This is a genomic window from Microbacterium sp. SL62 (genome assembly GCF_026672635.1).
Taxonomy (GTDB): Bacteria; Actinomycetota; Actinomycetes; order Actinomycetales; family Microbacteriaceae; genus Microbacterium; species Microbacterium testaceum_A.
This window is the reverse complement of sequence record NZ_JAPPRM010000001.1, coordinates 930,083-953,096: the sequence shown is the minus strand read 5'-3', so window position 1 is coordinate 953,096 and position 23,014 is coordinate 930,083. Positions and strand designations below refer to the sequence as shown.

The window sequence follows — 23,014 nt, the reverse complement described above, 5'->3', positions numbered from 1 at the left end:
GTGGTTCACTATCTCGCGTGCGGCTCAGCGGGGCCGCGCCGAGGCGATGAGCATGTCGAGCCCCCGCTCGAAGGCCCGGGTGGCCACGGGGTCGTCGGGGTCTTCGTCGGCCAGGGTCGCGAAGGCGGCGGAGAAGCGCGGGAACGCCTCCTCTTGCCCCGTGGGGTCGAAGACGACGGAGGGACCCGACATGTCGAGGACGCTGCCGAGGATGAACGACTCGAAGGCGGTCAGCAGCGGGATCACGTCTCGCGGCGCCCAGCCGGCGGCCTCTGCCGCGGCCGCGAAGTCCTCGTACTGCGAGAGGAGCACAGGCGCGGACGCGCGTTCCGTCATCAGCAGGGGCACCACGCGCGCGTGCCGCGCGAAGGCCCGCCGATACGAACGACCCCAGGCCCGCAGCGCCTCCTCCCAGGGGAGTTCCCGCAGCGGCTTCGAGTCGATGTGCGCCGAGACGAGCGCGCGGACGTCTTCGACCATGGCCGCACGGTTGGGGACGTGGTTGTACAGCGAGGCGGGATTGACACCGAGGCGAGCGGCGACACGGCGGACGCTGGCACCGTCGGGGCCGTGTCGGTCGACGAGCGCGAGGGCCGTCCGCGCGATGAGGTCACGGCTCAGCAGTGGCGTATGCGGTCTGGCGATGACGGCCTCCCCCTTCGGTGCGAGCCGTGGGTCCACGGTCTCACGAATTCACTCTCGCACACCTAAAACAAACGGTGTATGTTTACCGCCATGACCACCGAGGCCCTCACCGTCGTCGACGCCGACATCGACCGCCTGCGTGCAGCACTCGAGGCCGGCGAGCTCACCAGCGTCGAGCTCGTGGCCCGCTACCTCAACCGCATCGCGGCCTACGACCGCTCCGGCATCCGGCTCAACAGCGTGCCCGTGCTCGACCCCCGCGCGTTCGCCGCGGCCCGCGCCTCCGACCTGCGTCGCGCACAGGGGCGCACGCTGGGTCCCCTCGACGGCATCCCCTTCACCGCTAAGGACAGCTACCGCGTCGAGGGCCTGCCCGTGGCATCCGGGTCTCCGGCCTTCCGCGACCTGATCGCCGGCGACGACGCCTTCGCCGTCGAGCGCCTGCGCGCAGCCGGCGCCGTGTTCCTGGGGCTCACCAACATGCCGCCCATGGCCGCGGGCGGCATGCAGCGCGGCGTCTACGGCCGCGCCGAGTCGCCCTACAACGGCGAGTACCTGGCATCCGCCTTCGGTTCGGGCTCGTCCAACGGATCGGGCACGGCCACCGCGGCGAGCTTCTGCACCTTCGGCCTGGGTGAAGAGACGTGGTCGTCGGGCCGGGCTCCCGCCTCGCACAACGCCCTCGTGGCCTACACACCCTCGCGCGGAGTGATCTCGGTACGCGGCAACTGGCCCCTCGTTCCGACGATGGACGTCGTCGTGCCGCACACGCGGTCGGTCGGCGACCTGCAGCACGTCCTCGACGCGATCGTCGCCGACGACGCCGAGACCGAGGGCGACCTCTGGCGCACGCAGCCGTTCATCGACCTCCCGCGTCCGTCCGAGGTGCGTCCCGCATCGTTCGCCGCACTCGAGCCGCTGCCGCTCGCGGGGCTGCGCCTCGCCGTGCCGCGCATCTACGTCAACGGCGACCCCGACAACGCCTCGCCCATCGTCACGCGCGACAGCGTGATCGCGCTCTGGAACGACCTGCGTGCCGACCTCGAGGCCGCGGGCGCCGAGGTCGTCGAGACGGACTTCCCCGCGGTGGACCGCTACGAGAAGCTGCACGCGGGCGACGAGGACTTCCTCGATCGCGGATTCGTCACGCGCGCCTTCCTCGACGACGAGGTCGGCGACCTCGCGGTCTGGGCGATGGACACCTTCCTCCGCACCAACGGCGACGCGAACCTGCCCCGTCTCGCCGACGCCGAGGCGGCCCTGATCTTCCCCCACCCGCCGGGCGCCCTCCCCGACCGCTACGGCATCTGGCACTACGACATCTCGTACGACATCGGCGAGTACGTCGCCCGCGCGCAGGAGTGGGAGCCCGACTGGCGCGGCGTCGCCAGCCTCGAGCACGGCCTGCGCGGTCTCGAGCACACGCGCCGCGTCGACTTCGAGGAGTGGATGGATGCCGAGGGCCTCGACGCCGTGATCTTCCCCACGCAGTCCGACGTCGGTCCCGCCGACGCCGACGTGAACCCGGCCTCGGCCGACATCGCGTGGCGCAACGGCGTGTGGGTCTCCAACGGCAACCTGGTTCCCCGCCACCTCGGCATCCCCACCGTGACCGTGCCGATGGGGACGATGGCCGACACCCGGATGCCGGTGGGTCTGACCCTCGCCGGTCCCGCCTACAGCGACACCCGCCTCGTGCAACTGGCCCAGGCGATCACCGCCCTCGGCGAGCGCCGCACGACGCCTCCGCGCACCCCCGCCCTGCCGGATGAGGCGGCGTTCGCCGAGCCCCGCCCCGCGGCCGAGGGCGAGCTGTCGGTCACCGTCGACGAAGTCTCGCGCGACGGCGAGCGCGTGACCGTCTCGGCCACCGTCAGCGGAGGCGTCGCGGTCGATAACGCCGTCTTCGTCGACGGCGTACGCGTTCCCGCGCGACTCGAGAACGGCCGGGTCACCGCCGAGGCCGCCCCCGCGCCGTCCGGCGAGCCCGTGAGCGAGTGGATCGCCCCCTACGGCCCGCTGATCGTGGTCGTCGTGCGCGATGCCGGGGGTGCCGTCGCGGGCGACGTCGCCACGGCATCCGACTCTCCCCTGTGACACCCGAATCACCCGAGGAACACACCGTGACCGAGACCGCCCCGACCCCCGTCTTCGACTACTTCAGCCAGGTCGACCTGCCCACCCCGACGCTCTCCGACGACGAGGTGCAGCGCCTGTTCGCCGACACGTTCGGCGTCGAGATCGACGTGCAGGCGCTCGGCAGCCAGCAGGACCAGAACTTCCGCGTCTTCGCCCGGGGCTCGACCGAGCCCCTCGGAGTGCTCAAGCTCAGCAACCCCGTCTTCAGCGAGGCCGAGATCGAGATGCAGGATGCCGCGGCGGCTCTCGTCGCCGAGCGGAGCCCCCACGTGCGCATCCCGCGCATCGTCGAGGGGCCGCGCGGCGCGATGTCGACGTGGTGGGAGTCGAGCCAGGGCCGCATCCACGCACGCGTGATCGAGAACATCGCCGGGCGCACGCTCATGGGCTCGGGCTACCTCTCCCCCGCCGTCGTCGAGGAGATGGGCGCCCTGTCGGGGGCGGTGAGCCTGTCGCTCGCCGACTTCACCCACCCCGCGAGCGGCCGGGTGCTGCAGTGGGACCTCCGCCACGCCGGGCGCGTCATCGACACCCTGCTCCCCCTCGAACCGGATGCCGAGGTGCGAGACGTCGTGCAGCGCGCCGCCGACGCCGCCCGCGCGGCCCTCGCCCCCGTGCAGGACACGCTGCCCGTGCAGGCCGGACACTTCGACGTCACCGACGACAACGTGCTGCGCGCCCCCGGCGAGACGGTGCCCGACGCGGTCATCGACTTCGGCGACGTGTGCGCGTCGTGGCGCGTGGGCGAGATCGCCGTGACCGTGTCGTCGGTGCTGCACCACGACGGCGCGACCCCCGAGAGCGCCTTGCCCGCCATCCGCGCCTTCGACCGCCTGCGCGACCTGAGCGACGATGAGCTCACGGCGCTCTGGCCGCTCGTCATCCTCCGCGGCGCGGTGCTCGTGCTCAGCGGGCGCGCGCAGGTGCGCCTCGACGACGAGAACGAGTACGCCACCGTCGCGCTCGACCGCGAGTTCCGGATCCTGGTGCAGGCGGCATCCGTTCCGATCCCCGTGATCACCGCCGCGACCCGGGCGGCGCTCGGGCGTTCCCGCCTCGAAGAGCCCGCGTGGACCGGCGCCCCTGTGCTGTCGCTCGGCCGCCACGTCGAGCTCGACGCCTCGACGGAGTCACCGCTGAACGACGGGGGTGCCTGGCTCGATGCCACCACGCTCGACGACGCGGCTCTCGCCGCCCTCGACGCGGGCGCCGACGTCGTGACCGTGCCCGCGTGGCGCGCGCGGTTGACCGGAACGACGGACCCGCTTCCCTCGACGCCCGAGACCGTGCCGACCGACGTGCTCGTGTGGCTCGCGTCACCGGTCACCCTCGATCGGAGCGAGCGCAACGAGCACGGGTCGCAGATCGTGACGACGGATGCCGGGACCCTGGCGATCGGCGGAGTGCCCGCCGCCGCGGCATCCGGAACCCTTCCGGCGCGCACCCGTCTGTCGATGCGCCGCTCGCTCGACGGGCTCCTCCCCCCGACGCGCACCACGCCCGCCCTCGCCGCCGCCTGGCGCGAGGTGGCCGGCGACCCCGGCGCCGTGATCGGCGCGCCCGCCGCGGCCCCGGTCGACGACGACGTGCTCGAGCGACGCCACGAGGTGCTCGCCGAGGTGCAGGAGCACTACTACGCGGCCCCTCCCCGCATCGAGCGCGGGTGGCGCGAACACCTGATCGACGTGAACGGCCGGGTCTACCTCGACATGGTCAACAACGTCGCCTCGGTCGGCCACGCGCACCCCCGAGTGGTCGAAGCCGGCTCCCGCCAGATGCACCTGCTGAACACCAACTCGCGCTTCCATTACCGCGCGATCACCGACTTCGCCGACCGGATCGCGGCGACCCTCCCCGACGGCTTCGACACCGTGTTCTTCGTCAACTCCGGCTCCGAGGCCACCGACCTCGCGATCCGCCTCGCGATGGCGGCGACGGGCCGCCCCGACATCGTCGCGATGCGCGAGGCGTACCACGGGTGGACCTACGCGAGCGATGCCGTCTCCACCTCGATCGCCGACAACCCCTTCGCCCTCGAGACGCGTCCCGACTGGGTGCACACCGTCGACGCGGCGAACTCGTACCGGGGGAAGCACCGGGGGGCGGATGCCGGGAAGTACGCGCCCGAGGCCGTCGCGGTCATCGACGAGCTCGCGGCATCCGGTCGCCCTCCGGCGGGGATGATCGCCGAGACATACTTCGGCAACGCGGGCGGGGTCGCTCTTCCCGACGGCTACCTCACCGAGGTGTACGCCGCGATCCGCCGCCACGGCGGGCTCGCGATCGCCGACGAGGTGCAGGTCGGCTACGGCCGCCTCGGCGAGTGGTTCTGGGGCTTCCAGCAGCAGGGGGCCGTGCCCGACATCGTCGCGGTGGCGAAGTCCATCGGCGGCGGTCACCCGCTCGGTGCGGTGATCACGCGGCGTGAGATCGCCGACCGCTACCGCACGCAGGGGTACTTCTTCTCCTCCACCGGGGGCTCGCCCGTCTCGTCGGCGATCGGCATGGCCGTGCTCGACGTGATCGAACAGGAAGGCCTGCAAGAGAACGCGCGGGTCGTCGGCGGCCACCTCAAGCGGCGCCTCGAAGAGCTCGGCGAGAAGCACGACCTCATCGGCACCGTGCACGGCTCGGGGCTGTACCTCGGGGTGGAGTTCGTCCGCGACCGCGAGACCCTCGAACCGGCGACCGCCGAGACCGCGGCGATCTGCGACCGCCTGCTCGAGCTCGGTGTGATCATGCAGCCCACCGGCGATTTCCAGAACGTCCTCAAGATCAAACCGCCCCTGGTGGTCACGCGGGCCTCGGTCGACGTCTTCGTCGACGCGCTCGACCGCGTCCTCACCACCGGCTACTGACCCGACCCACCCGAGAAGGAGCACGCCATGTGGCGCATGCCCGCTGAATCCGCCCCGCACGAGCGCACCTGGATGGCGTTCCCGCGCGAGGGCATCACCCTCGGCGAGGGCGCGGAGTTCCGCGAACAGGGCTACCAGGCCTGGACCGACGTCGCACACGCCGTACGGGAGTTCGAGCCCGTCACGATGGTCGTCGACCCCACCGAGATGACCCGAGCCCGGCGCATGCTCTCGTCGGCCATCGAGATCGTCGAGGCCCCTCTCGACGAGTTCTGGATGCGCGACATGGGCCCCACCTTCGTCGTCGACCCCGACCGCCCGGGCGTCCTCGGCGCGGTCGACTGGATCTTCAACGGCTGGGGCGCCCCCGACTGGGCCGAGTGGCAGAAATCGGCGGGGATCGCCCGCATCGTCGCCGAACACCTGGGCGCCGAGCGCATCGATTCGCTGCTCGTCGCGGAGGGCGGCGGTCTGCACGTCGACGGCACCGGCACGGTGCTGCTCACCGAGACCGTGCAGCTCGACCCGCGCCGAAACCCCTTCGCCGACCGCGCCCGCGTCGAGACCGAGATGGCCCGCACGATCGGAGCGACGGATGCCATCTGGCTCTCCCGCGGCCTGACCCGCGATTACGACGACCTCGGCACCAACGGTCACGTCGACATCGTGGCCACGTTCGCCTCGCCCGAGCACGTCCTCATCCACGAGCAGACGGATGCCACCCACCCCGACTTCGAGGTGTCACGTCTGGTGCGCCGCGAGCTCTCGGACGCGTTCGCCGCCCGCGGCCGCGAGGTGCGCATCACCGGCATCCCCGCCCCGACAGCGCTGCGCGACGACGAGGGCTGGCTCGACTGGAGCTACATCAACCACCTCGTCACCAACGACGGTGTCGTGCTGTGCGGCTTCGGCGACGAGACCGCCGACGCGCGCGCTCGAGAGATCGTGGCCGATGCCTACCCGGGTCGCCGGGTGGTCACGGTCGACTCGCGCCCGATCTTCGACCGCGGCGGCGGCATCCACTGCATCACGCAGCAGCAGCCCGCCCTCGGCTGAGCCGGGGCGCCTTCGTCCTTCAGACGGCGGCCGCGACCGTGGCCAGGGCGTCGAGGTACATCTCGAGCTGCTTGGCGAACACCTCGCGGTAGTTCACCAGCGCCAGCTCCGCTTTCGCCGCCTCGGCGTGCGGATACTGCGAAGGGTCGGTGGGGGCGTAGACCTGGATCCACCCGTCCGCCACCTCTCGAGTGGCGCCGGCGGCCAGGCGCGCGCCGTACGCCGAGGCGGCGCCGAGCACGGTCTGCGCGTAGACCTGGTACTGCACGACCGCCTCGCGTCCGTGCAGACCCGCAACAGCCATCGCGCGCAGGATCCATTCGACGGCCCGCAGTTCGTTGATGCTGTTGGCCACCGTCAACAGGGTGAGGGCGGCGGCCGCGGGGTGCGCCTCGGCGGTGCGCCAGGCGCGCCACGCGAGATCCTCGAGGTCGGCGCGCCACTCGTCGGTGGGTTCGTAGCCCTCGAGCGAGATGCCGTCGAGATGGTCGGCCAGGGCTTCGAGCAGTTCGTCGCGACTGGCGAAATGCCGGTAGACCGCCGTCGGGGACGACTTGAGCTCGGCCCCCAGCCGCGAGAACGTGAGTGCCGACTCACCCTCGCCGTCCATCAGCCGAAGGGCCGCCTCGACGATCTCCACGCGACTGAGCGATCCGCGCTTGCGCCGGGTCCTCGCCTCTTCGGTCATGACGCCCCCGATCTCACCCCGGCGAGCGTCGATCGGCCCGACCGGGGTTAGTGAATGTTCATGATCATCTCATTCACTATGGAGTGAAGCAAGCGACGCGGCAGCGGAAAGCCTACCGATCGTCGTCATCCGGCGGAGGCGGAGGAGAAGGAAAGGGTCGCGCCGACGAGCCCGGTGTTACCGCCGTCGTCGGCGGACGTTACGAGTTAGTGAATGCTATTGACTAAAGCATACACTATGAGGATACTCGGGACACGCGCAACGAAGCGCCGCCCACCCGCCTCGGAGGCCCTGATGAATCCCGCTCCATCGCTCCGCCCCTGCTTCACCGTCGTAGCCCGCGTCGACCCCGCCATCCCCCTCGAGAAGAGGGGCGCCGACACCCTCACCTTCATCCCGATCACGGGAGGTCCGGTCTCCGGCGACATCGAGGGCGAGATCGTGCCCGGCGGCGGCGACTGGTGCCTCGAGCGCGCCGACGGGAGCTACGACGTCGAAGCGCGGTACCTCATCCGCACCACCTCCGGCGACGTCATCGACGTGGTCAACGTCGGCGTCGTCCGTCCCTCCGAGGCCGACGAAGAGGAGTACTTCCTGACCACGCCGCGCTTTCGCACGGTGGCCCCGAGCCTGCACTGGCTCACCCGCTCGATGTTCGTCGGCAAGGCCTACGCCCACGCCGGCGACACGACCATCGACATCTTCGAAGTCCTGAGCTGAACCCGACCCGCGCATCACCCGAGAGGCAGACCATGAGAAAGCGACACGGCGTCATCGCCGCATCCCTCGCCCTGACCGTCGCGATCGCGACGGCCGGTTGCACGACCACCGGCGACACCGGTGCCTCGGCGACGACCGACACCATCCGCACGACGATCGACATCCCCGCCACGTTCGACCCGACCCTCAGCACGTCGCTGCCCGACTTCCTGCTCGCGCGCAGTTCGTACGACACGCTGACCCGTCGCGACGCCGGGGGGCTCGTCCCGGGCCTGGCCACCTCGTGGACCTCGACGCCCACCGAGGCCACCTTCACGCTGCGTACCGACGCGACCTGCTCCGACGGCACGAAGATCACGCCCACGGTCGTGAAGAACTCCCTCGACTACTTCGCGCGTCCCGGCAGCGGGTCCACGCAGGTCGTCTACACCTTCGGCCCCGGCAACACCCCGACGATCACCGCGGACGACGCCGCGAACACGGTCACCGTCAGCCTCACCACCCCCTGGCCCTACCTCGTCGACGCCACCTCGGTCGCCAGCGCCGGAATCATCTGCCCGGCGGGTCTCGCCGATCCCGCCGGCCTCGCCGCGGGCACCGTGAAGGGCAGCGAGTCGGGGCCGTACGCCCTGACGTCCTTCGAGCCCGGGGTGAAGTACGACTACACGCTGCGCGACGACTACCGCTCGTGGCCCCAGTGGTCGACGGCGATCTCGGGCACGCCCGCGAAGAACCTCGAATACACGGTGTCGCCCGACTCCACCGCGACGGCCAACCTGATCCTCGGCGGCCAGCTCGACATCGGCAAGATCCAGGCCACCACCCGCGATCGCTTCCAGGGCCAGACGGGTTACGCCGTCACCGTCAACCACTTCTCCGACAGCTACCTGATCTTCAACGAACGAGAGGGCAGCCCCTTCACCGACGAGGCTCTCCGCAAGGGCGTCATCCAGGCGATCGACCGCTCGATGTTCGGCAACGTCACCTCGCAGGACACCGGCGCAGTGCTCACCTCGCTCGGCGCCCCCGACGTGAGCTGCGTCTCCGACTCGTCCATCGACATCCCGTCGCAGGACGTCGCCGCGGCCACCACGGCGCTGTCGGGCAAGACGATCCGCTTGGTCGCTCCGACGATCGTCGGCCCCGCGGGTGCGGGCAACGAATACATCGCCGAGGCGCTGCGCGCGGCGGGAGCGACGGTCGAGCTGACGAACACCGACGTCGGCAGCTGGATCACCACCGTCGTCGCCAAGCCCGGCGACTGGGACGTGACGGTCTTCGCCGACCTGAACTTCCTGGGTTCGCTCGCCAGCCCTTTGCTGAACCTCACGGGACCCACGATCGACCAGGGCGGCACCAACTACGGCGCCGTGTCCAACGCCGCGGCCGACGCGTCGTTCGCGACCGCCAACTCCGCGTCCGACGCGACCGCGCGCTGCGCCGCGCTCGACAAGACCGTGCAATCCCTGGTCGACCGATCGGACACCCTTCCGCTGCTCAACGACGCGTTCATCTACGCCTCGCGTCCCGGCTTCACCGTGCAGATGCTCGGCGGAGCGCTCGACGACCCGATCTTCCGCATCGCCAACTGACACGCCACAGGGGATGCCGGGCGTCGATGCCCGGCATCCCGAAAGGACCCCTCATGATCTCCTCCTCGATCTCCGCCACCGAGCTCGCCCGACAGATCCGCGCCGGCGAGATCTCGGCCGTCGAGACCGCCCAGCACTACCTCGACCGCCTCGACGCGGTGAACTCCGAGGTCAACGCCATCGTCTGGATCGACCGAGACGACGTGCTCCGGCGGGCCCGCGCGTCCGACGAGCGCATCCGCCGCGGCGACGACTCCCGCCCCTTCGAGGGCGTGCCGATGCCCATCAAGGATCTGGTCGCGGTCCGCGATCAGCCCTTGACCTACTCGTCCATGGCCGTCGAAGAACGACCGGCGGATGCCAACGAGATCACCGTCGACCTGATCGAAGACGCCGGCTTCGTGCTGTTCGGGCGCTCGAACAGCCCCGAGTTCGGCGCCTTGACCGCGACCGAGAACACCCGCCACGGTAAGACGCGCAACCCGTGGAACCTCGGCTACACCTCGGGCGGGTCATCAGGCGGGGCGTCGGCGGCGGTCGCGGCCGACATCGTGCCCATCGCCAACGCCTCCGACGGCGGCGGCTCGATCCGCGTCCCCTCGGCCGCCACCGGCCTCATCGGCCTCAAGCCCAGCCGCGGACGCATCCCCAACGACGTGCGCGCGTGGGAGCACTCCACGACCGAGGGGGCGATCACCCGCACGATCGAAGACGCCGCGGGCGTGCTCGACGCCCTCGGCCGACTCGACCCGCTCGGGTGGTACTCGGCCCCGGCTCCCGCGCGCCCGTACCTCGACGAGATCCGCGCGGCGGGTCCTCGCCTGCGCGTCGGCCTGCTGCTCGAGGCCCCCACGGGCGTCGACGTGCACCCCGAGAACCGCGAGGCCGCGCTCGTGGCCGCGCGTGCCCTCGAGGCGCTCGGACACCAGGTCACGCCGGTCTCTCCGTTCCTGTTCTCGGAGCGCGCGACCCGCGGCTTCGCCGACCTGATCATCAGCGCGTCCACGTGGGCGTCTCCGATCGAGGATGCCGACAAGCTCGAGACCTACATCCGGTACCGCTACGACCGGGCGGCGTCGTTCCACGCCGGCGAGTACGCCGAGATCGCCGCCCTCCTCCAGTGGGAGACGCGTCAGGTCAACGCGCAGTGGGGGCGCGACTTCGACGTCCTGCTGACCCCGACCACCGCGGTCCCGACCCCGCTGGTGGGATCGGTGTACGACGAGGCCAACAACGATCCCGCGGGCGAGAGGTTGACGGAGTTCTCGACGATCTCGTTCACCGCGTTCTGCAACATCGCGGGCCTGCCCGCGATCTCGCTCCCCGTGCACACGGGCGCGAACGGCATGCCCCTCGGCGCGCAGCTGGTGGGCGCTCCCTACGACGAGGCGACCCTGCTGCGCGTCGGCGCCGAGCTCGAGCCGGTCTTCGACTGGCAGCACCGCCAGGCGCCCCTCGCCCGCGGCGCCGCGCTGGCGGGCAACACGACCCGGGTCACCGGCGACTGATGTCCGGCGTCGATCTCTCGGTGATCGCCGAAGCCCCTGCTCCGCCGGTCCGCCGGCGGGGCGGGGGCAGCGGTTGGGGTTCGTTCGCGCTGCGACGTCTCGGCGGCCTCGTCCTCTCGCTCGGGCTCCTCGTGGTGCTGACGTTCCTCATCGTGCCGCTCATCCCGGGCGATCCCGCCGTGGCCATCCTGGGTGCCAACGCCTCCCCCGATGCGGTCGCAGCCCTGCGGGAACGCCTGCATCTCGACCAGCCCCTGCCCCTGCAGTTCCTGGACTACTTGCGAGGCCTCGCCACCTTCGACCTCGGCCAGAGCTTCCGCTACAACACGCCCGTGACGACCACGATCGCCACGAAGCTGCCGTACACCGCGACCACCGCGCTCGGAGCGATCCTGCTCGTCATCGTCATCGCCATCCCGGTGGGCATGACCATCGGCGTGCTGACGCGCAGTGGTCGTCGCCCCTGGCTCGCCGTCGGCTTCGGCGCGGTGGCCGGCTTCTTCGCCTCGGTTCCGGCGTACGTCGCCGGGACGCTGCTCGTGGTGGTCTTCGCGATCTGGTTGAAGGTGCTCCCCGCCGGGGGCGCCGCGACCCAATCCGCGTACGTCCTGCCCATCGTCGCGCTCGCGCTCGGTCCGACCTTCGCCGTGGCCCGCGTGGTGGTGCAGGAGACCTACGCGGTGCTGCACCAGGACTACATGCGCACCGCGCGCGGGCGCCGTCTCGATGCCGCCCGGCTGTACATCCGCCACGCACTGCCGAACCTCATGGCCAGCACCCTCACGCTCACCGGCCTGATCCTCGCGAGCATGCTGGGCGGCGCCATCGTCATCGAGACGGTCTTCAGCCTCCCCGGCCTCGGCCTCGAGGTGGTCCAGGCGATCATCTTCCGCGATTTCCCAGTGATCCAGGGGATCGTGCTGACGGTCGGGGCGCTCGCCATCCTCATCAACCTGCTCATCGACGTGATCCTGGGCCTCATCGACCCGCGCACCCTCGGAGGCTCGACGCATGTCTGATCGACGCACCCGCCGCATCCCGGCATCCCTCATCGCGGGTCTGATCATGCTGGGCCTGCTCGTGGTCATCGCCGTGATCGCCCCGATCCTCTGGGGGACGGCCGCCACCGCGGTCACCCCCGATACCCGTTCGGCCCCTTCGGCGGCGCACTGGCTCGGCACCGACGACCTCGGTCGCGACGTGTTCGCCCGCACTCTCGTCGCAACTCGCCTGACCCTGATCATGGCCGCGGCCGCCACCGCCGGATCCGTCATCCTGGGCGTTCTGATCGGCGGACTCGTGTGGGTCGGACCGCGATGGGTGCGCGAGTGGGTGCTGCGCATCATCGACTCCACCGTCGCCTTCCCCTCTCTGATCCTCGCTCTCGTCATCGCCGCGATCCTGGGGGCCGGCACCGCCTCGGCCGTCGTGGCGATCGCGGTCGCGGGCGTCCCGAGCTTCGCGCGCATCACCTCGAACATGACGGGGGCCGTGGCGAACCGCGACTACGTCGGTACCGCCCGCCTGCTCGGCGTCCCCCGCTTCCGTCTGTTCAGCCGGCACCTGCTGCCCAACATCTCGGGCCCGCTGCTCGTGCTCATCGCGTCGAGCTTCGCCCTCACGCTCCTCGACATCTCGAGCCTGTCGTTCGTGGGACTGGGAGTGCAGAGCCCCGCGTTCGACTGGGGGCGACTACTCAACGAGGGGCTTCCGGCCGTGTACTCCCAACCCCTCCAGGTGGTCGGGCCCTCGGTCATGCTCGTCTTCGCCGGCGTCGCCGCGATGCTCACGGGCGACGGTCTCGCCGTGTACCTCGACCCTCGGAGCTCCCGCGCGTCCCGGTCGACTCTCGCCCGTCGCGCCCCGCGCGGCCCCTCGACCCGCCCCGAGGCCCTCGTCGAGGTCCGCGGTCTCACCGTTCGCGCCCCCGGCGGCAAGACTCTCGTCGACGGCATCTCGTTCGAGATCGCGCCCGGTGAGATCCTCGGGCTGGTGGGCGAATCGGGCTCCGGCAAGTCGATGACCGCGATGTCGCTCGCTCGCCTGCAGGCGGATGGAGTGGCGGTGGATGCCGAGGTCCTCCGCCTCGACGACCTCGATCTCCTCGCCGGGGGCCACCGTTCCCGCCTCGCGAAAGAGATCGGGCTGGTCTACCAAGACCCGGGGTCGACCTTCAACCCGGCGCTGCGGATGGGCGCCCAGCTGACCGAGGTCGCGCGCGTCCACCTGGGGCTCTCTCGCCGCGCCGCGCGCGACACCCTCCGCGACGGCCTCGGCGAGATGCGCATCCGCGAGCCCGAGAAGGTCATGGGTCAGCACCCGTTCCAGCTGTCGGGCGGCATGCTGCAGCGCGCCGGCATCGCCAGCTCGCTCGTCACCGACCCGAAGCTGCTCATCGCCGACGAGCCGACCACGGCCCTCGACGTCACGGTGCAGGCCGACGTCCTGCGACAGCTGCGTCGGTTGAACCGCGACCACGGCACCGCGGTGCTGTTCATCTCGCACGACATCGGCGTGGTCGAGGCCCTGTGCGACCGCGTCCTCGTGATGCGTACCGGCGAGATCGTCGAGCGGCTCACGGCCGACCAGCTCCGCCGCCGCGAGGTCGAGCACCCGTACACGCGTGCTCTGCTGGCGGCCACTCCCACCCTGAAGACGACACCCCGCCCGATCGAGGAGCACGACCGTGTCTGACACCCCCCTTCTGCGCATCAGCGACCTCTCGGTCGACCTGGGTCATGGCATCCGGAGCACTCGTGTTCTGCACGGCGTGAGCCTCGACGTCGAGCGCGGGCGCACGATCGGGATCGTCGGCGAGTCGGGCTCGGGCAAGTCGACACTCGCCAAGACCATCGTGGGGCTTAACCGGATCGCGACGGGCTCCGTCGTCTTCGACGGCGTCGAGCTCGCCTCGGCCCCGCGCGCGAGCGTCGCGGCGGTCAGGCGTCGCGTGCAGTACATCCCGCAGGACCCGTTCTCGTCCCTCGACCCGCGACGCACGATCGGGCAGACCCTCGCCGAGGCGATCGATCCCGTCGGCGCACGCCAGCGGCGCCACCGTGCGCGGATCGTCGAGGCCCTGGCATCCGTCGCTCTGGGAGAGGATGCCGTCGACCGCTACCCGCACGAGTTCTCGGGCGGTCAGCGCCAGCGCATCGCGATCGCACGGGCTCTGGTCGTGGGCCCCGACGTCATCGTCGCCGACGAGATCACCTCGGCCCTCGACGTGTCGACGCAGGCCGAAATCCTGCAGCTGCTCGAGAGACTGCAGCGCGAACGGAACCTCACGATGCTCTTCATCTCGCACAACCTCGCCGTGGTGGAGGAGCTGTGCGACGAGGTGGTCGTGCTGTTGCACGGACGCATCGTCGAGCAGGGGGCGATCGCCGAGGTGTTCGCCGATCCGCGCGAGGCGTACACGCGGCGGCTGCTCGAGTCGGTGCCCGGCGGAGCGGCTTTCGATGTCACCGCCCCGGTCGTCACCGCGGCGGTGCGGACGGTGCCGGTCCGGGGACGCCGGCGGTTGTTCGGCTGAGGCTCGGGGCCCTCAGTTCTTCGTCACCCCTCCGTGCCGCGCACCCCGCAACGGCGAGAAGGCGACGACGAGGGCTGCGAGGACGAAGAACCCGGCGCCCGCGCCAAGCGTCGCGGGCAGACCGATCACGGTCATCAACAGCCCCGCCAGGAGCGCTCCGACGAAGAACACCGAGCGGTTCACGGTGCGGATGGTGGAGTTCATCCGCCCCTGGATGCCATCGGGTGCGACCGACTGACGGTAGGAGATGTCGTTGGTGTCCTCGATCCCCATCGCCAGTCCGTAGACGAACTGGGCGGCGGCGACGACGCCGAGGGTCACCCCGATACCGCTGTCGGGGCCGAGCGGCACGAGCGCGAGGGCGGCCCAGGGCAGCACGACCAGAACGCGGCCGAGCAGGATCGCGCGTCCCGCCCCGAGGCGGGCGCCGAGGCGCGGGGCGATGACCGCTCCCACGAAACCGCCCACTCCCCCGAGCGCGAGGGCGACCCCGTAGGCCCAGGGCGGCAGGGCGAGTTCTCGCAGCGCGAAGACGACGAATGCCGTCGCCACGATGCTGTTGCCGAGGAACCACACGTGGATCGACAGGGCGAGGGGCCGGAGCGTCGGATGCCGATAGGTGTAGCGCATGCCCTGGGCGATCTCGTGCCCGACGTGTCGACCGGCGGCCCGCGGCGCGGCCCTCTTCTCGGACACGACGATGCGCGACTGCAGAACAGCGGCGACGGCCGCGACGACGGCGTCGATCACGAAGAGGACCGGCGCTCCCACGATCGCGAGAAGCGCACCGCCGATCGCGGGTCCGGCCGTCTGTGCGACGGTCTGACTCTGGCCGAGTCGGGCGTTGGCCGCGGGGAGCGACGCCCGCGGCACGAGTCGTGGCAGGAGAGGTTGCGCCGCGGAATCCCCGAACAGGGTGAGAACGCCGAGCACCAGGGTGACCGCCGCGAGCGACCAGAAATCGAGCGCCCCCGTCAGCACAAGGACGGGGACGATCGCGAGCACCACCGCCCGGCCGATCGTGGTGACCACCAGAGCCCGCTGTCGTCGCCAGCGATCCATCCACGCGCCGACGACCAAACCGAGGAACAGGTACGGAACGACGCTGAGGGCATTCAGGATGCCGACCTGCCCGGGCGTCGCGCCGATCACCGTCACGATCAAGACCTGGAAGGCGACCCCGGCGATGGTGGAACCGAAGGCACGTAGCGTCGTCGCGGTCCAGAAGAAGGCGAACGCCGGGTGGCGCAGGATCTCGCCCGGCGCCGCTGCCGACGGTGAGTCCTCGTCCATGCGTCGAGCGTATCGACGCCGGCGGCGCGACCGCTCGGCGGCAGGGTCACCCCGCGGCGTCAGCGCCCGTGCGGATGCGGAACTCTTCGACTGTCCCGCGGTGGCCGCAGCCGCCCCGACCTTCGTGGCACTGGATGGGGTCGCCGTTGGAGAATCCGCTCCGCGGGTCGATGACGCGCGCGGGGAAGTGCTCCGCCGACGGCTGCCCCGCCGCGGCCGGATCCACGCCGTCGTCGAGCATGACGACGTTCAGGGTGACTTGAACGACGAAGGCCCGCTCGTGCGCGCACCGCGGGCAGCGGATCCCGGCGAGACGCCCGGTGTTGGAGGCTGCCTCCGCCGCCGCAGCGGGGACGACAGGAGCGGGCGCGGGGCGGCGATGGACCGCGAGTTCGTCCGCGCAGTCGTACGTGAAGTGGGTGATCTGCCCGTCCGGATGCCGCTCGGTGAGACGACGGGTCCACGGGCTCTCCGCATCGATCCCGATGATCTCGGAGTCGGTACCGACCACGACATCCCCCATCCGCAGATCGAACACGGGAAGGGTCAGCACCGGGTACGTCCGGTGCTCACGGGTGGCTGGGGCGGTCATGCGGCGGCTCCGATCGGAACGAGGGCGTGGACGTCGCGGGTCAGCGTCTTCACGCGCGCACCTCGTGGCAGGCCCGGAAGAGTCCAGCCCTACTATCGGGTCACTGACGCGGCTCCGTAACGAGCTGACGCGCCCGTTCCGAGGTGGGGTCCTCGGTGCGGCGGGGCGGGCGATATCGCGCCGTGGCGTCGACGCGGCGACCGGGCCCCGTGTCCCAGCCGGCCAGCAGCCCCGCTCAGCGCGCGGCGGCGAGCACGATCGGGTCGGAGCATCCTTTCGCGAAACCGCGGATGCGCCGATCCATGTCGCGCTGCAGCACGACGGCGCCGATCCGTTCGGCGAGCGGTGCCAGCCACCGGGGGCGGCAGGCGAAGTTGTACCGCCAGACGGCGAGAGTGCTGCCGGGGTCGTCGGCGACGGGGGTGAACTTCCACCCGCCGGCGAGGCGCTCGAAGAACCAGGATCCCTTCGTCATCCTCATGCCGACGTTCGACGGCGGGTTGTAGGAGACGTACTCGCTCTCCATCCGGAAGCCGAAACGCTGCACGGTGTACGTCCGCACGCCCTTCGCCGGAGCGGTCGCACCGTCGACGAAGTACTGGCGCCGGATGAACGGATCCCATCGCTTACGGGTCTCGCCGGTGGTCTGCGACACGGCGAACGCGACGCTCACGTCGACCGGGACGACGCAGCGGGACTCGATGACGGGCATGAAGTCATCGTGTCAGGGCGAGGCGCTCGACGCATCGAGGGGAGGCAAGACGAAGGCCCCGCATCCGTGAGGATCCGGGGCCTTCGTGGTGGCGGTGACGGTGGGATTTGAACCCACGGTAGGGGTGAACCTACACAACATTTCGAGTGTTGCACCTTCGGCCGCTCGGACACGTCACCGCCGAATAGCTTACGACAGACTTGCGGATGCCGCGAATCGGCGCCTCGCGCTGGCCCTCGGCATCCGTTCATCCACCGTCGAACGACCCCGCTGGATGCCGTCCTCACCCACTGCCAGGATCGAGCCATGAGCGTGATCGAGAACTCGAAGCTGACGGTCGTGGGAGCAGGCAGCGTGGGCGCGAGTGTCGCGTACGCCGCGCTCATCCGCGGGTCCGCGCGACACGTCGCGCTCTACGACATCGCCGCCGAGAAGGTCGAGGCCGAGGTGCTCGACCTCGCCCACGGGACCCAGTTCACCGGGTCGAGCGACATCACCGGCGGCAGCGACGTCGCGGTCGCCGAGGGCTCGCACGTGGTCGTGATCACCGCGGGCGCGAAGCAGAATCCCGGCCAGACGCGCACCGAGCTGGCCGCCACCAACGCCGCGATCATCCGCGACATGATGCCGAAACTCCTCGAGGTCGCCCCGAACGCGATCTACGTGATCGTCACGAACCCTTGCGACGTCCTCACGGTCCTCGCGCAAGAGGCGACGGGACTGCCCAGCCGCCGCATCTTCGCCTCGGGCACGGTGCTCGACACCTCGCGTCTGCGGTGGAAGCTCGCCCAGCGCGCGGGGGTCGCGACCTCGAGCGTGCACGCGTGGATCGTCGGAGAGCACGGCGACACGGAGTTCCCGCTGTGGTCGACGGCGACGATCGGCTCCGTTCCGATCACCGAGTTCGAGCTCCCCGACGGCACGCGCTTCGACCGTGAACAGCTCGATGCCATCGCCGTCGACGTCCGCGACGCCGCGTACAAGGTCATCAAGGGCAAGGGCGCGACCAACTACGCGATCGGCCTGTCGAGTGCCCGCATCGTCGAGGCGATCCTGCGCGACGAGCACGCGATCCTCCCGGTCAGCACGGTGCTCGACGACTTCCACGGCATCAGCGGAATGGCGCTTTCCGTGCCCTCGATCGTCTCGGCGCGCGGGGCTTCCCCTCTGGCGGCGACGCCGTTCTCTGCCGACGAGCTGACGCTGCTGCGCCGCTCCGCCGACGCTCTGACGACGGTCGCGGGGTCGCTGCGCGGCTGAGCCACGAGGCGCCGCCGCGATAAACGCTCACTACGATGAGAAACGCACTCCGACGGCGTTTCTCATCGCAGGGGGCGTTTATGGCAACGGGCGCGGCCACGTTGGTCGGATCGGGTCCGGATGCCGATGACCCCGGCGACCGACGATGTCGGAGGCCCCGCGTAGCCTGAGCACATGGCATCCCGACGTCCCGCTGCAGCCACCGCGCCCTACCGGTGCACCGAGTGCGGATGGACGACGCTGAAGTGGGTCGGCCGTTGCGGTGAGTGCCAATCCTGGGGAACCGTGGTCGAGGCGGCGGAGCAGACGGGCATCGTCCGCTCGATCACGCCGGTCGCTCCGGGGGCCGGGCGCGTGGCCCGCCGCATCACCGAGATCGACACGCAAGACGCCCCGCGACGCACGAGCGGGGTCGGCGAGTTCGACCGCGTGCTGGGCGGCGGTATCGTCCCCGGCGCCGCCATCCTGCTCAGCGGCGAGCCGGGCGTGGGCAAGTCGACGCTGCTGCTCGAGGTCGCCGCGCAGAGCGCCCGCGCCGGCCGACGCGTGCTCTACGCGAGCGGTGAAGAGTCCGCGGCACAGGTGCGACTGCGCGCCGAGCGCACCGGCGCCCTGCACGACGAGCTCTTCCTCGCGGCCGAGACCGATCTCGCCACGATCCTCGGGCACATCGATCAGGTCGAGCCGGGCCTGCTCATCGTCGACTCGGTGCAGACGGTGTCGTCGGCGCACAGCGACGGGGCGGCCGGTCAGCCCGCGCAGGTGCGCGAGGTGGCGTCCGCCCTCATCCGTGTCGCGAAAGAGCGGGGTCTGCCGATCATCATCGTCGGCCACGTCACGAAGGACGGCTCGATCGCCGGTCCCCGCATCCTCGAGCACCTCGTCGACGTCGTCTGCCACTTCGAGGGCGACCGTCAGACCTCGCTGCGCTTCGTCCGCGCGCTCAAGAACCGCTTCGGGCCGACCGACGAGGTCGGCTGCTTCGACATGACCGGCACGGGCATCGCCGAGGTTGCCGATCCGAGCGCGCTGTTCCTCGGTCACGGCGAACCCGAACCCGGCACGTGCGTCACCATCGCGATGGAGGGCCGGCGCGCTCTGCCCGTGGAAATTCAAGCCCTGGCCGTGCGCCAGACGGCTCCCAACCCGCGGCGCATCGTCAACGGCGTCGATTCCTCGCGCGTCGCGATGGTGCTCGCGGTGCTCGAGAGCCGCATGGGGCTCACGCTCTCCGACCGCGACGTCTACGTCTCGACCGTCGGCGGGGTGCGGTTGGTCGAACCCGCCGCCGACTTGGCGATCGCGATCGCCGTCGCCAACGCGGTGAAGAACCGCAAGGTCTCGAAGCGTCTCGCCGCGATCGGCGAACTCACCCTCACGGGCGAGATCCGTAACGTCACGCAGGCCGCCCAGCGCGCGTCCGAGGCCAAGCGCCTCGGTTACCACACGGTGCTCGACTCCTCGTCGCGCAAACTCGCGCAGGCGCTCAACGAGTTGCAGGTGCGCGGCATGCCGCGCGACGACAGCGAACCGGGGTTCTGACCCGGGGCTCGGGCACCGAGGGCTCGACGGGCGCCGCGCTCGACGGGAGCCGGGCTCCCGAGCCGCGCTCACCGGGCGCCGCGCTCACCGGGCGCCGCGACCAATGGGAGCCGCGCTCGACGGACCCGGCGCTCACCGGCGTCCGGCGGCGGGAGACATCGAGGACCCTTCGACCGAGGGCCGCGCCGATTCAGCGACCGGGAGGAGCCGACCGGCGACGACGGTGCGGGGAGGTCATTCCCAGCACGGCGGGGATGACAAGTCCGGCGGCGCACACGGCACCGGCGATCAGGTACTCCATGGCCCCGAGTCTTGCACGCGTGGCTCACCCGCGCGACTCGGGTTCTTCACCCGCGACGTATCAGAGCGCCGACGCTCCCCGCCGTCCGCCCGGGCACAACGGCGGGGCAGACCCGACGACCCGCCGCCCGCACACCGCCGCAACGGTGTGCCGATCAAACCGCCCGCCGCTCTGTGTCCACCCGCGGGTACGGCCCACCGTCGACACGACGGTCCGACCCTCCCGCTTCAGGCGTCGAGAGCGGCGATCAGATCGACGGGCGAAGCCTGGATCGGGTGCGGTCCCGCGATGTCGATGAACACCGTGGTGATGGCATCCTGATGCGTTCCGAGGAATGTGCGCAGCCACTGCGGTGACTGCAGGGCCACGTGCGGCGGCAGCGTCTCGGGCTTGTGCGCCGCGTCGCTGAAGAGCAGCAGCGCCAGCTGGCCGGTGTTCGGGTCGCGGTAGGTCCACACCTCGCCGACGCTGAGCGGGTTGTCGGCATCGCCGGGGGTCATCAGCGGCACGACTGTCGGCCCGTGCCGCAGTGCGAAGGCGATCGCGGCCATGTCCTGCGTCTGCAGGGCGTCTGTTAGCGCGGTGTTCTTGAAGTCCACGTCGAGCTTCTTCCCCTTGCGCTTCTTGCCTGCGGCCATCCTCCGAGCCTAATCGCGCGTGGCGCCGGGGCCGCATCGAGGGTTCGGGGCGGATCTTGTTATTCGGGGCGGACAATTCTCGCCCCAGGGCACAGAACTCGCCCCAAACCGCACCTGACGGTCGCCCGCAGCCGCGGCCCCCGCGCCGCAGGACCCATGGTCGGCGCCGCGGCCACATCGCGGGTTCGGGGCGCATTCCGTCGTTCGGGGCGGATAATTCCCGCCCCGACGTGCAGAACCCGCCCCAAACGCAGCCCGCGCCCCACGAGCCACAGCTCCGCGCAATACCCGCCCCGAACCGCTCCTCGCGCAACGCCGCGACCCGCGCGCTACAAACCCCTACGCCAGGAACCCCCGCAGCAACGCCTCGGATCCGGCGAGGTGGTCGCGCATCGCGGCATGCGCGGCATCCGGCCTCCCGGCGAGGATCGCCGACACGATCGCCGCGTGCTGCGAGGTCGAGTGTTCGATGTTGCGCGGCAGCAGCGGAAAGGTGTCGAGCCAGGCGTTCACCCGCGCGCGGTTGTCGGCCACGAGCGGAACAAGTGAGGGGATGCCGGCGAACTCCGCGATCGTGAGGTGCAGCAGGGTGTCGAGTCGGCGGTAGTCCTCCCCCTCGGCGAGCGCGGCCGCTTCGTGCCGCGCCCAGAGCACGTCGCGCTCCTCGGCCGACAGGGAGCGTCCCGCCGCAGCCCACGCCGCTCCGGGTTCGAGGACGCCGCGCAGGGCGATGACGTCCGAGAGTTCGGCGGGCGAGACGACCGCCGGTTCCGACGGCCGCGGCACGGGGTCGACGACGAAGGTGCCACCGTAGCGACCGCGCCGCGTCTCGAGCCACCCGGCATCCGACAGTTCCCGCAGAGCCTCGCGGACGGTGTCGCGGCTCACGCCGTACAGGGCGGCGAGTTCGCGTTCCGCGGGGAGCGACTCCCCCGGGGCGACGAGCCCGAGCCGGACGGTCTGCACGATGCGCGCGGTGGTGTCTTCGAGCGCGTTGCCGGTGCGCACGGGACGGTACACGGCCCGGCGCAGGTCGTCGAGCGGCGCGTCTGTCACCCTCTCAGCCTGTCACGTCACCGGTTCACAGGGGCGTGACGTACGCGTTGGTGATACCCCCGTCGACCACGAAGGCCGTCGCGGTGATGAAGGACGCATCGTCGGATGCCAAGAAGGCTACGGCCGCGGCCATCTCTTCCGGCTCCGCGAAACGGCCCATCGGCACGTGGACGAGGCGGCGCTGCGCGCGCTCGGGGTCTTTCGCGAAGAGTTCCTGCAGGAGCGGAGTGTTGACGGGTCCGGGGCACAGCGCGTTGACGCGGATGCCCTGTCGCGCGAACTGCACGCCGAGCTCGCGGGTCATCGCGAGCACGCCGCCCTTCGACGCGGTGTACGAGATCTGCGAGGTCGCCGAGCCGAGCAGCGCGACGAACGAGGCGGTGTTGATGATCGACCCGCGACCGGCCGGCACCATGTGGCGCAGCGCCGCGCGCGAGCAGAGGTAGACGCTCTTCAGGTTGACGTCCTGCACCTTGTCCCACGCGGGGAGCTCGGTGGTCTCGATCGAGTCGTCGTCGGCGGGCGAGATGCCGGCGTTGTTGAAGGCGATTTCAACGCTGCCGAGGTCGGCGGCCACGCCGTCGAAGAGGGCGTTCACGGAGTCCTCGTCGGCGACGTTCACCTGACGGAAGACACCGCCCACCGCTTCCGCAGCGGCGGTGCCGGTGGTCTCGTCGAGGTCGGCGATCACGACGCGCGCGCCCTCGGCGGCGAAGCGTCGGGCGGTGGCCAGGCCGATGCCGCTGGCTCCTCCGGTGACGATGGCGACGCGGTCGCGCAGACGCTGGGTGAGGTCGATGGTCATGGTGCGGTGGTTCCTTTCGAGCCGAACCTCGTCCCACTTATGGCTGCTTCAGAGCCTCTCGGGGAGCCACAAGT

18 protein-coding genes, 1 tRNA gene and 1 pseudogene are annotated in these 23,014 nt (G+C 70.9%); 11 read left to right on the top strand and 9 right to left on the bottom strand.

Annotated elements, in window-relative coordinates:
- Nucleotides 1–24: 24 nt before the first annotated feature.
- On the bottom strand, nt 25–681 hold the full coding sequence (locus tag OVA26_RS04435; RefSeq protein WP_268103183.1) for a TetR/AcrR family transcriptional regulator: 657 nt from the start codon (nt 679–681) through the stop codon (nt 25–27).
- 54 nt (nt 682–735) lie between these two features.
- Here OVA26_RS04435 and OVA26_RS04430 point away from each other — a divergent pair.
- From OVA26_RS04430 to OVA26_RS04420, 3 genes and pseudogenes are all read left to right on the top strand, one after another.
- Nucleotides 736–2,409 (top strand): annotated as a pseudogene (locus OVA26_RS04430) (amidase); the annotation flags it as partial.
- 359 nt (nt 2,410–2,768) lie between these two features.
- Nucleotides 2,769–5,642 (top strand): aminotransferase, encoded by a 2,874-nt coding sequence (locus OVA26_RS04425; RefSeq protein ID WP_268103182.1) that lies wholly within the window; start codon nt 2,769–2,771, stop codon nt 5,640–5,642.
- A gap of 27 nt (nt 5,643–5,669) precedes the next feature.
- The gene (locus tag OVA26_RS04420; RefSeq protein ID WP_268103181.1) at nt 5,670–6,698 is read left to right on the top strand and encodes an agmatine deiminase family protein; all 1,029 of its coding nucleotides are present in this window, start codon (nt 5,670–5,672) and stop codon (nt 6,696–6,698) included.
- Nucleotides 6,699–6,717: 19 nt separating this feature from the next.
- Here OVA26_RS04420 and OVA26_RS04415 read toward each other — a convergent pair whose 3' ends face one another.
- Nucleotides 6,718–7,386 (bottom strand): TetR/AcrR family transcriptional regulator, encoded by a 669-nt coding sequence (locus OVA26_RS04415; protein ID WP_144782948.1) that lies wholly within the window; start codon nt 7,384–7,386, stop codon nt 6,718–6,720.
- Between the two features lie 294 nt (nt 7,387–7,680).
- Between OVA26_RS04415 and OVA26_RS04410 the strand changes: the two genes are divergently transcribed.
- The 6 genes from OVA26_RS04410 to OVA26_RS04385 are packed head-to-tail and all read left to right on the top strand — an operon-like array spanning nt 7,681 to nt 14,741.
- The gene (locus OVA26_RS04410; protein WP_268103179.1) at nt 7,681–8,106 is read left to right on the top strand and encodes a DUF3237 domain-containing protein; all 426 of its coding nucleotides are present in this window, start codon (nt 7,681–7,683) and stop codon (nt 8,104–8,106) included.
- A 32-nt stretch (nt 8,107–8,138) separates the two neighbouring features.
- A complete protein-coding gene (locus OVA26_RS04405) occupies nt 8,139–9,698 on the top strand; it encodes an ABC transporter substrate-binding protein (protein WP_268103177.1) in 1,560 nt (519 codons plus the stop codon).
- A 53-nt stretch (nt 9,699–9,751) separates the two neighbouring features.
- On the top strand, nt 9,752–11,206 hold the full coding sequence (locus OVA26_RS04400; RefSeq protein WP_268103175.1) for an amidase: 1,455 nt from the start codon (nt 9,752–9,754) through the stop codon (nt 11,204–11,206).
- Nucleotides 11,206–12,225 carry an ABC transporter permease gene (locus tag OVA26_RS04395; RefSeq protein WP_268103173.1) on the top strand — a complete coding sequence of 340 codons (1,020 nt, stop codon included), beginning with the start codon at nt 11,206–11,208 and terminating at the stop codon, nt 12,223–12,225. Before OVA26_RS04400 ends, OVA26_RS04395 begins: the two co-directional genes overlap by 1 nt.
- Nucleotides 12,218–13,900: a dipeptide/oligopeptide/nickel ABC transporter permease/ATP-binding protein gene (locus OVA26_RS04390; protein ID WP_268103172.1), complete on the top strand. Its 1,683-nt coding sequence runs from the start codon at nt 12,218–12,220 to the stop codon at nt 13,898–13,900. The genes OVA26_RS04395 and OVA26_RS04390 overlap by 8 nt, the downstream gene beginning before the upstream one ends.
- A complete protein-coding gene (locus tag OVA26_RS04385; protein WP_268103170.1) occupies nt 13,893–14,741 on the top strand; it encodes an ABC transporter ATP-binding protein in 849 nt (282 codons plus the stop codon). The genes OVA26_RS04390 and OVA26_RS04385 overlap by 8 nt, the downstream gene beginning before the upstream one ends.
- A 12-nt stretch (nt 14,742–14,753) precedes the next feature.
- On the opposite strand, the gene OVA26_RS04380 is transcribed toward OVA26_RS04385, so the two are convergent.
- The 4 genes from OVA26_RS04380 to OVA26_RS04365 all read right to left on the bottom strand — a co-directional run bounded on the left by OVA26_RS04380 (nt 14,754) and on the right by OVA26_RS04365 (nt 17,517).
- A complete protein-coding gene (locus tag OVA26_RS04380) occupies nt 14,754–16,034 on the bottom strand; it encodes an MFS transporter (RefSeq protein ID WP_268103169.1) in 1,281 nt (426 codons plus the stop codon).
- 46 nt (nt 16,035–16,080) lie between these two features.
- Complete coding sequence (locus OVA26_RS04375; protein ID WP_268103167.1) at nt 16,081–16,626, bottom strand: hypothetical protein; 546 nt, start codon at nt 16,624–16,626, stop codon at nt 16,081–16,083.
- 235 nt (nt 16,627–16,861) lie between these two features.
- Entirely contained in the window at nt 16,862–17,338 is a 477-nt protein-coding gene (locus OVA26_RS04370; RefSeq protein WP_268103165.1) for an SRPBCC family protein, read from the bottom strand.
- A gap of 89 nt (nt 17,339–17,427) precedes the next feature.
- Nucleotides 17,428–17,517, bottom strand: a tRNA-Ser gene (locus tag OVA26_RS04365).
- Nucleotides 17,518–17,644: 127 nt separating this feature from the next.
- Here OVA26_RS04365 and OVA26_RS04360 point away from each other — a divergent pair.
- Entirely contained in the window at nt 17,645–18,598 is a 954-nt protein-coding gene (locus tag OVA26_RS04360) for an L-lactate dehydrogenase (protein ID WP_268103164.1), read from the top strand.
- Between the two features lie 174 nt (nt 18,599–18,772).
- A complete protein-coding gene (gene radA, locus OVA26_RS04355; protein WP_268103162.1) occupies nt 18,773–20,140 on the top strand; it encodes a DNA repair protein RadA in 1,368 nt (455 codons plus the stop codon).
- Nucleotides 20,141–20,668: 528 nt separating this feature from the next.
- Here radA and OVA26_RS04350 read toward each other — a convergent pair.
- From OVA26_RS04350 to OVA26_RS04340, 3 genes are all read right to left on the bottom strand, one after another.
- Nucleotides 20,669–21,079, bottom strand: coding sequence for a dehydrogenase (locus tag OVA26_RS04350; RefSeq protein ID WP_268103160.1), 411 nt, complete (start codon nt 21,077–21,079; stop codon nt 20,669–20,671).
- Nucleotides 21,080–21,418: 339 nt separating this feature from the next.
- Nucleotides 21,419–22,135, bottom strand: coding sequence for a FadR/GntR family transcriptional regulator (locus tag OVA26_RS04345; RefSeq protein WP_056226024.1), 717 nt, complete (start codon nt 22,133–22,135; stop codon nt 21,419–21,421).
- 25 nt (nt 22,136–22,160) lie between these two features.
- Entirely contained in the window at nt 22,161–22,940 is a 780-nt protein-coding gene (locus OVA26_RS04340; protein ID WP_268103158.1) for a 3-oxoacyl-ACP reductase, read from the bottom strand.
- Between the last annotated feature and the right edge of the window lie 74 nt (nt 22,941–23,014).

What these genes read in the sequence shown, in the direction of transcription:
- OVA26_RS04420 (WP_268103181.1), top strand. Translation starts at nt 5,670, where the DNA reads ATGTGGCGCATGCCCGCTGAATCCGCCCCGCACGAGCGCACCTGGATG.
- OVA26_RS04415 (WP_144782948.1), bottom strand. Translation starts at nt 7,386, where the DNA reads ATGACCGAAGAGGCGAGGACCCGGCGCAAGCGCGGATCGCTCAGTCGC.
- OVA26_RS04410 (WP_268103179.1), top strand. Translation starts at nt 7,681, where the DNA reads ATGAATCCCGCTCCATCGCTCCGCCCCTGCTTCACCGTCGTAGCCCGC.
- OVA26_RS04405 (WP_268103177.1), top strand. Translation starts at nt 8,139, where the DNA reads ATGAGAAAGCGACACGGCGTCATCGCCGCATCCCTCGCCCTGACCGTC.
- OVA26_RS04400 (WP_268103175.1), top strand. Translation starts at nt 9,752, where the DNA reads ATGATCTCCTCCTCGATCTCCGCCACCGAGCTCGCCCGACAGATCCGC.
- OVA26_RS04395 (WP_268103173.1), top strand. Translation starts at nt 11,206, where the DNA reads ATGTCCGGCGTCGATCTCTCGGTGATCGCCGAAGCCCCTGCTCCGCCG.
- OVA26_RS04390 (WP_268103172.1), top strand. Translation starts at nt 12,218, where the DNA reads ATGTCTGATCGACGCACCCGCCGCATCCCGGCATCCCTCATCGCGGGT.
- OVA26_RS04380 (WP_268103169.1), bottom strand. Translation starts at nt 16,034, where the DNA reads ATGGACGAGGACTCACCGTCGGCAGCGGCGCCGGGCGAGATCCTGCGC.
- OVA26_RS04375 (WP_268103167.1), bottom strand. Translation starts at nt 16,626, where the DNA reads ATGACCGCCCCAGCCACCCGTGAGCACCGGACGTACCCGGTGCTGACC.
- OVA26_RS04370 (WP_268103165.1), bottom strand. Translation starts at nt 17,338, where the DNA reads ATGCCCGTCATCGAGTCCCGCTGCGTCGTCCCGGTCGACGTGAGCGTC.
- OVA26_RS04360 (WP_268103164.1), top strand. Translation starts at nt 17,645, where the DNA reads ATGAGCGTGATCGAGAACTCGAAGCTGACGGTCGTGGGAGCAGGCAGC.
- radA (WP_268103162.1), top strand. Translation starts at nt 18,773, where the DNA reads ATGGCATCCCGACGTCCCGCTGCAGCCACCGCGCCCTACCGGTGCACC.
- OVA26_RS04350 (WP_268103160.1), bottom strand. Translation starts at nt 21,079, where the DNA reads ATGGCCGCAGGCAAGAAGCGCAAGGGGAAGAAGCTCGACGTGGACTTC.
- OVA26_RS04340 (WP_268103158.1), bottom strand. Translation starts at nt 22,940, where the DNA reads ATGACCATCGACCTCACCCAGCGTCTGCGCGACCGCGTCGCCATCGTC.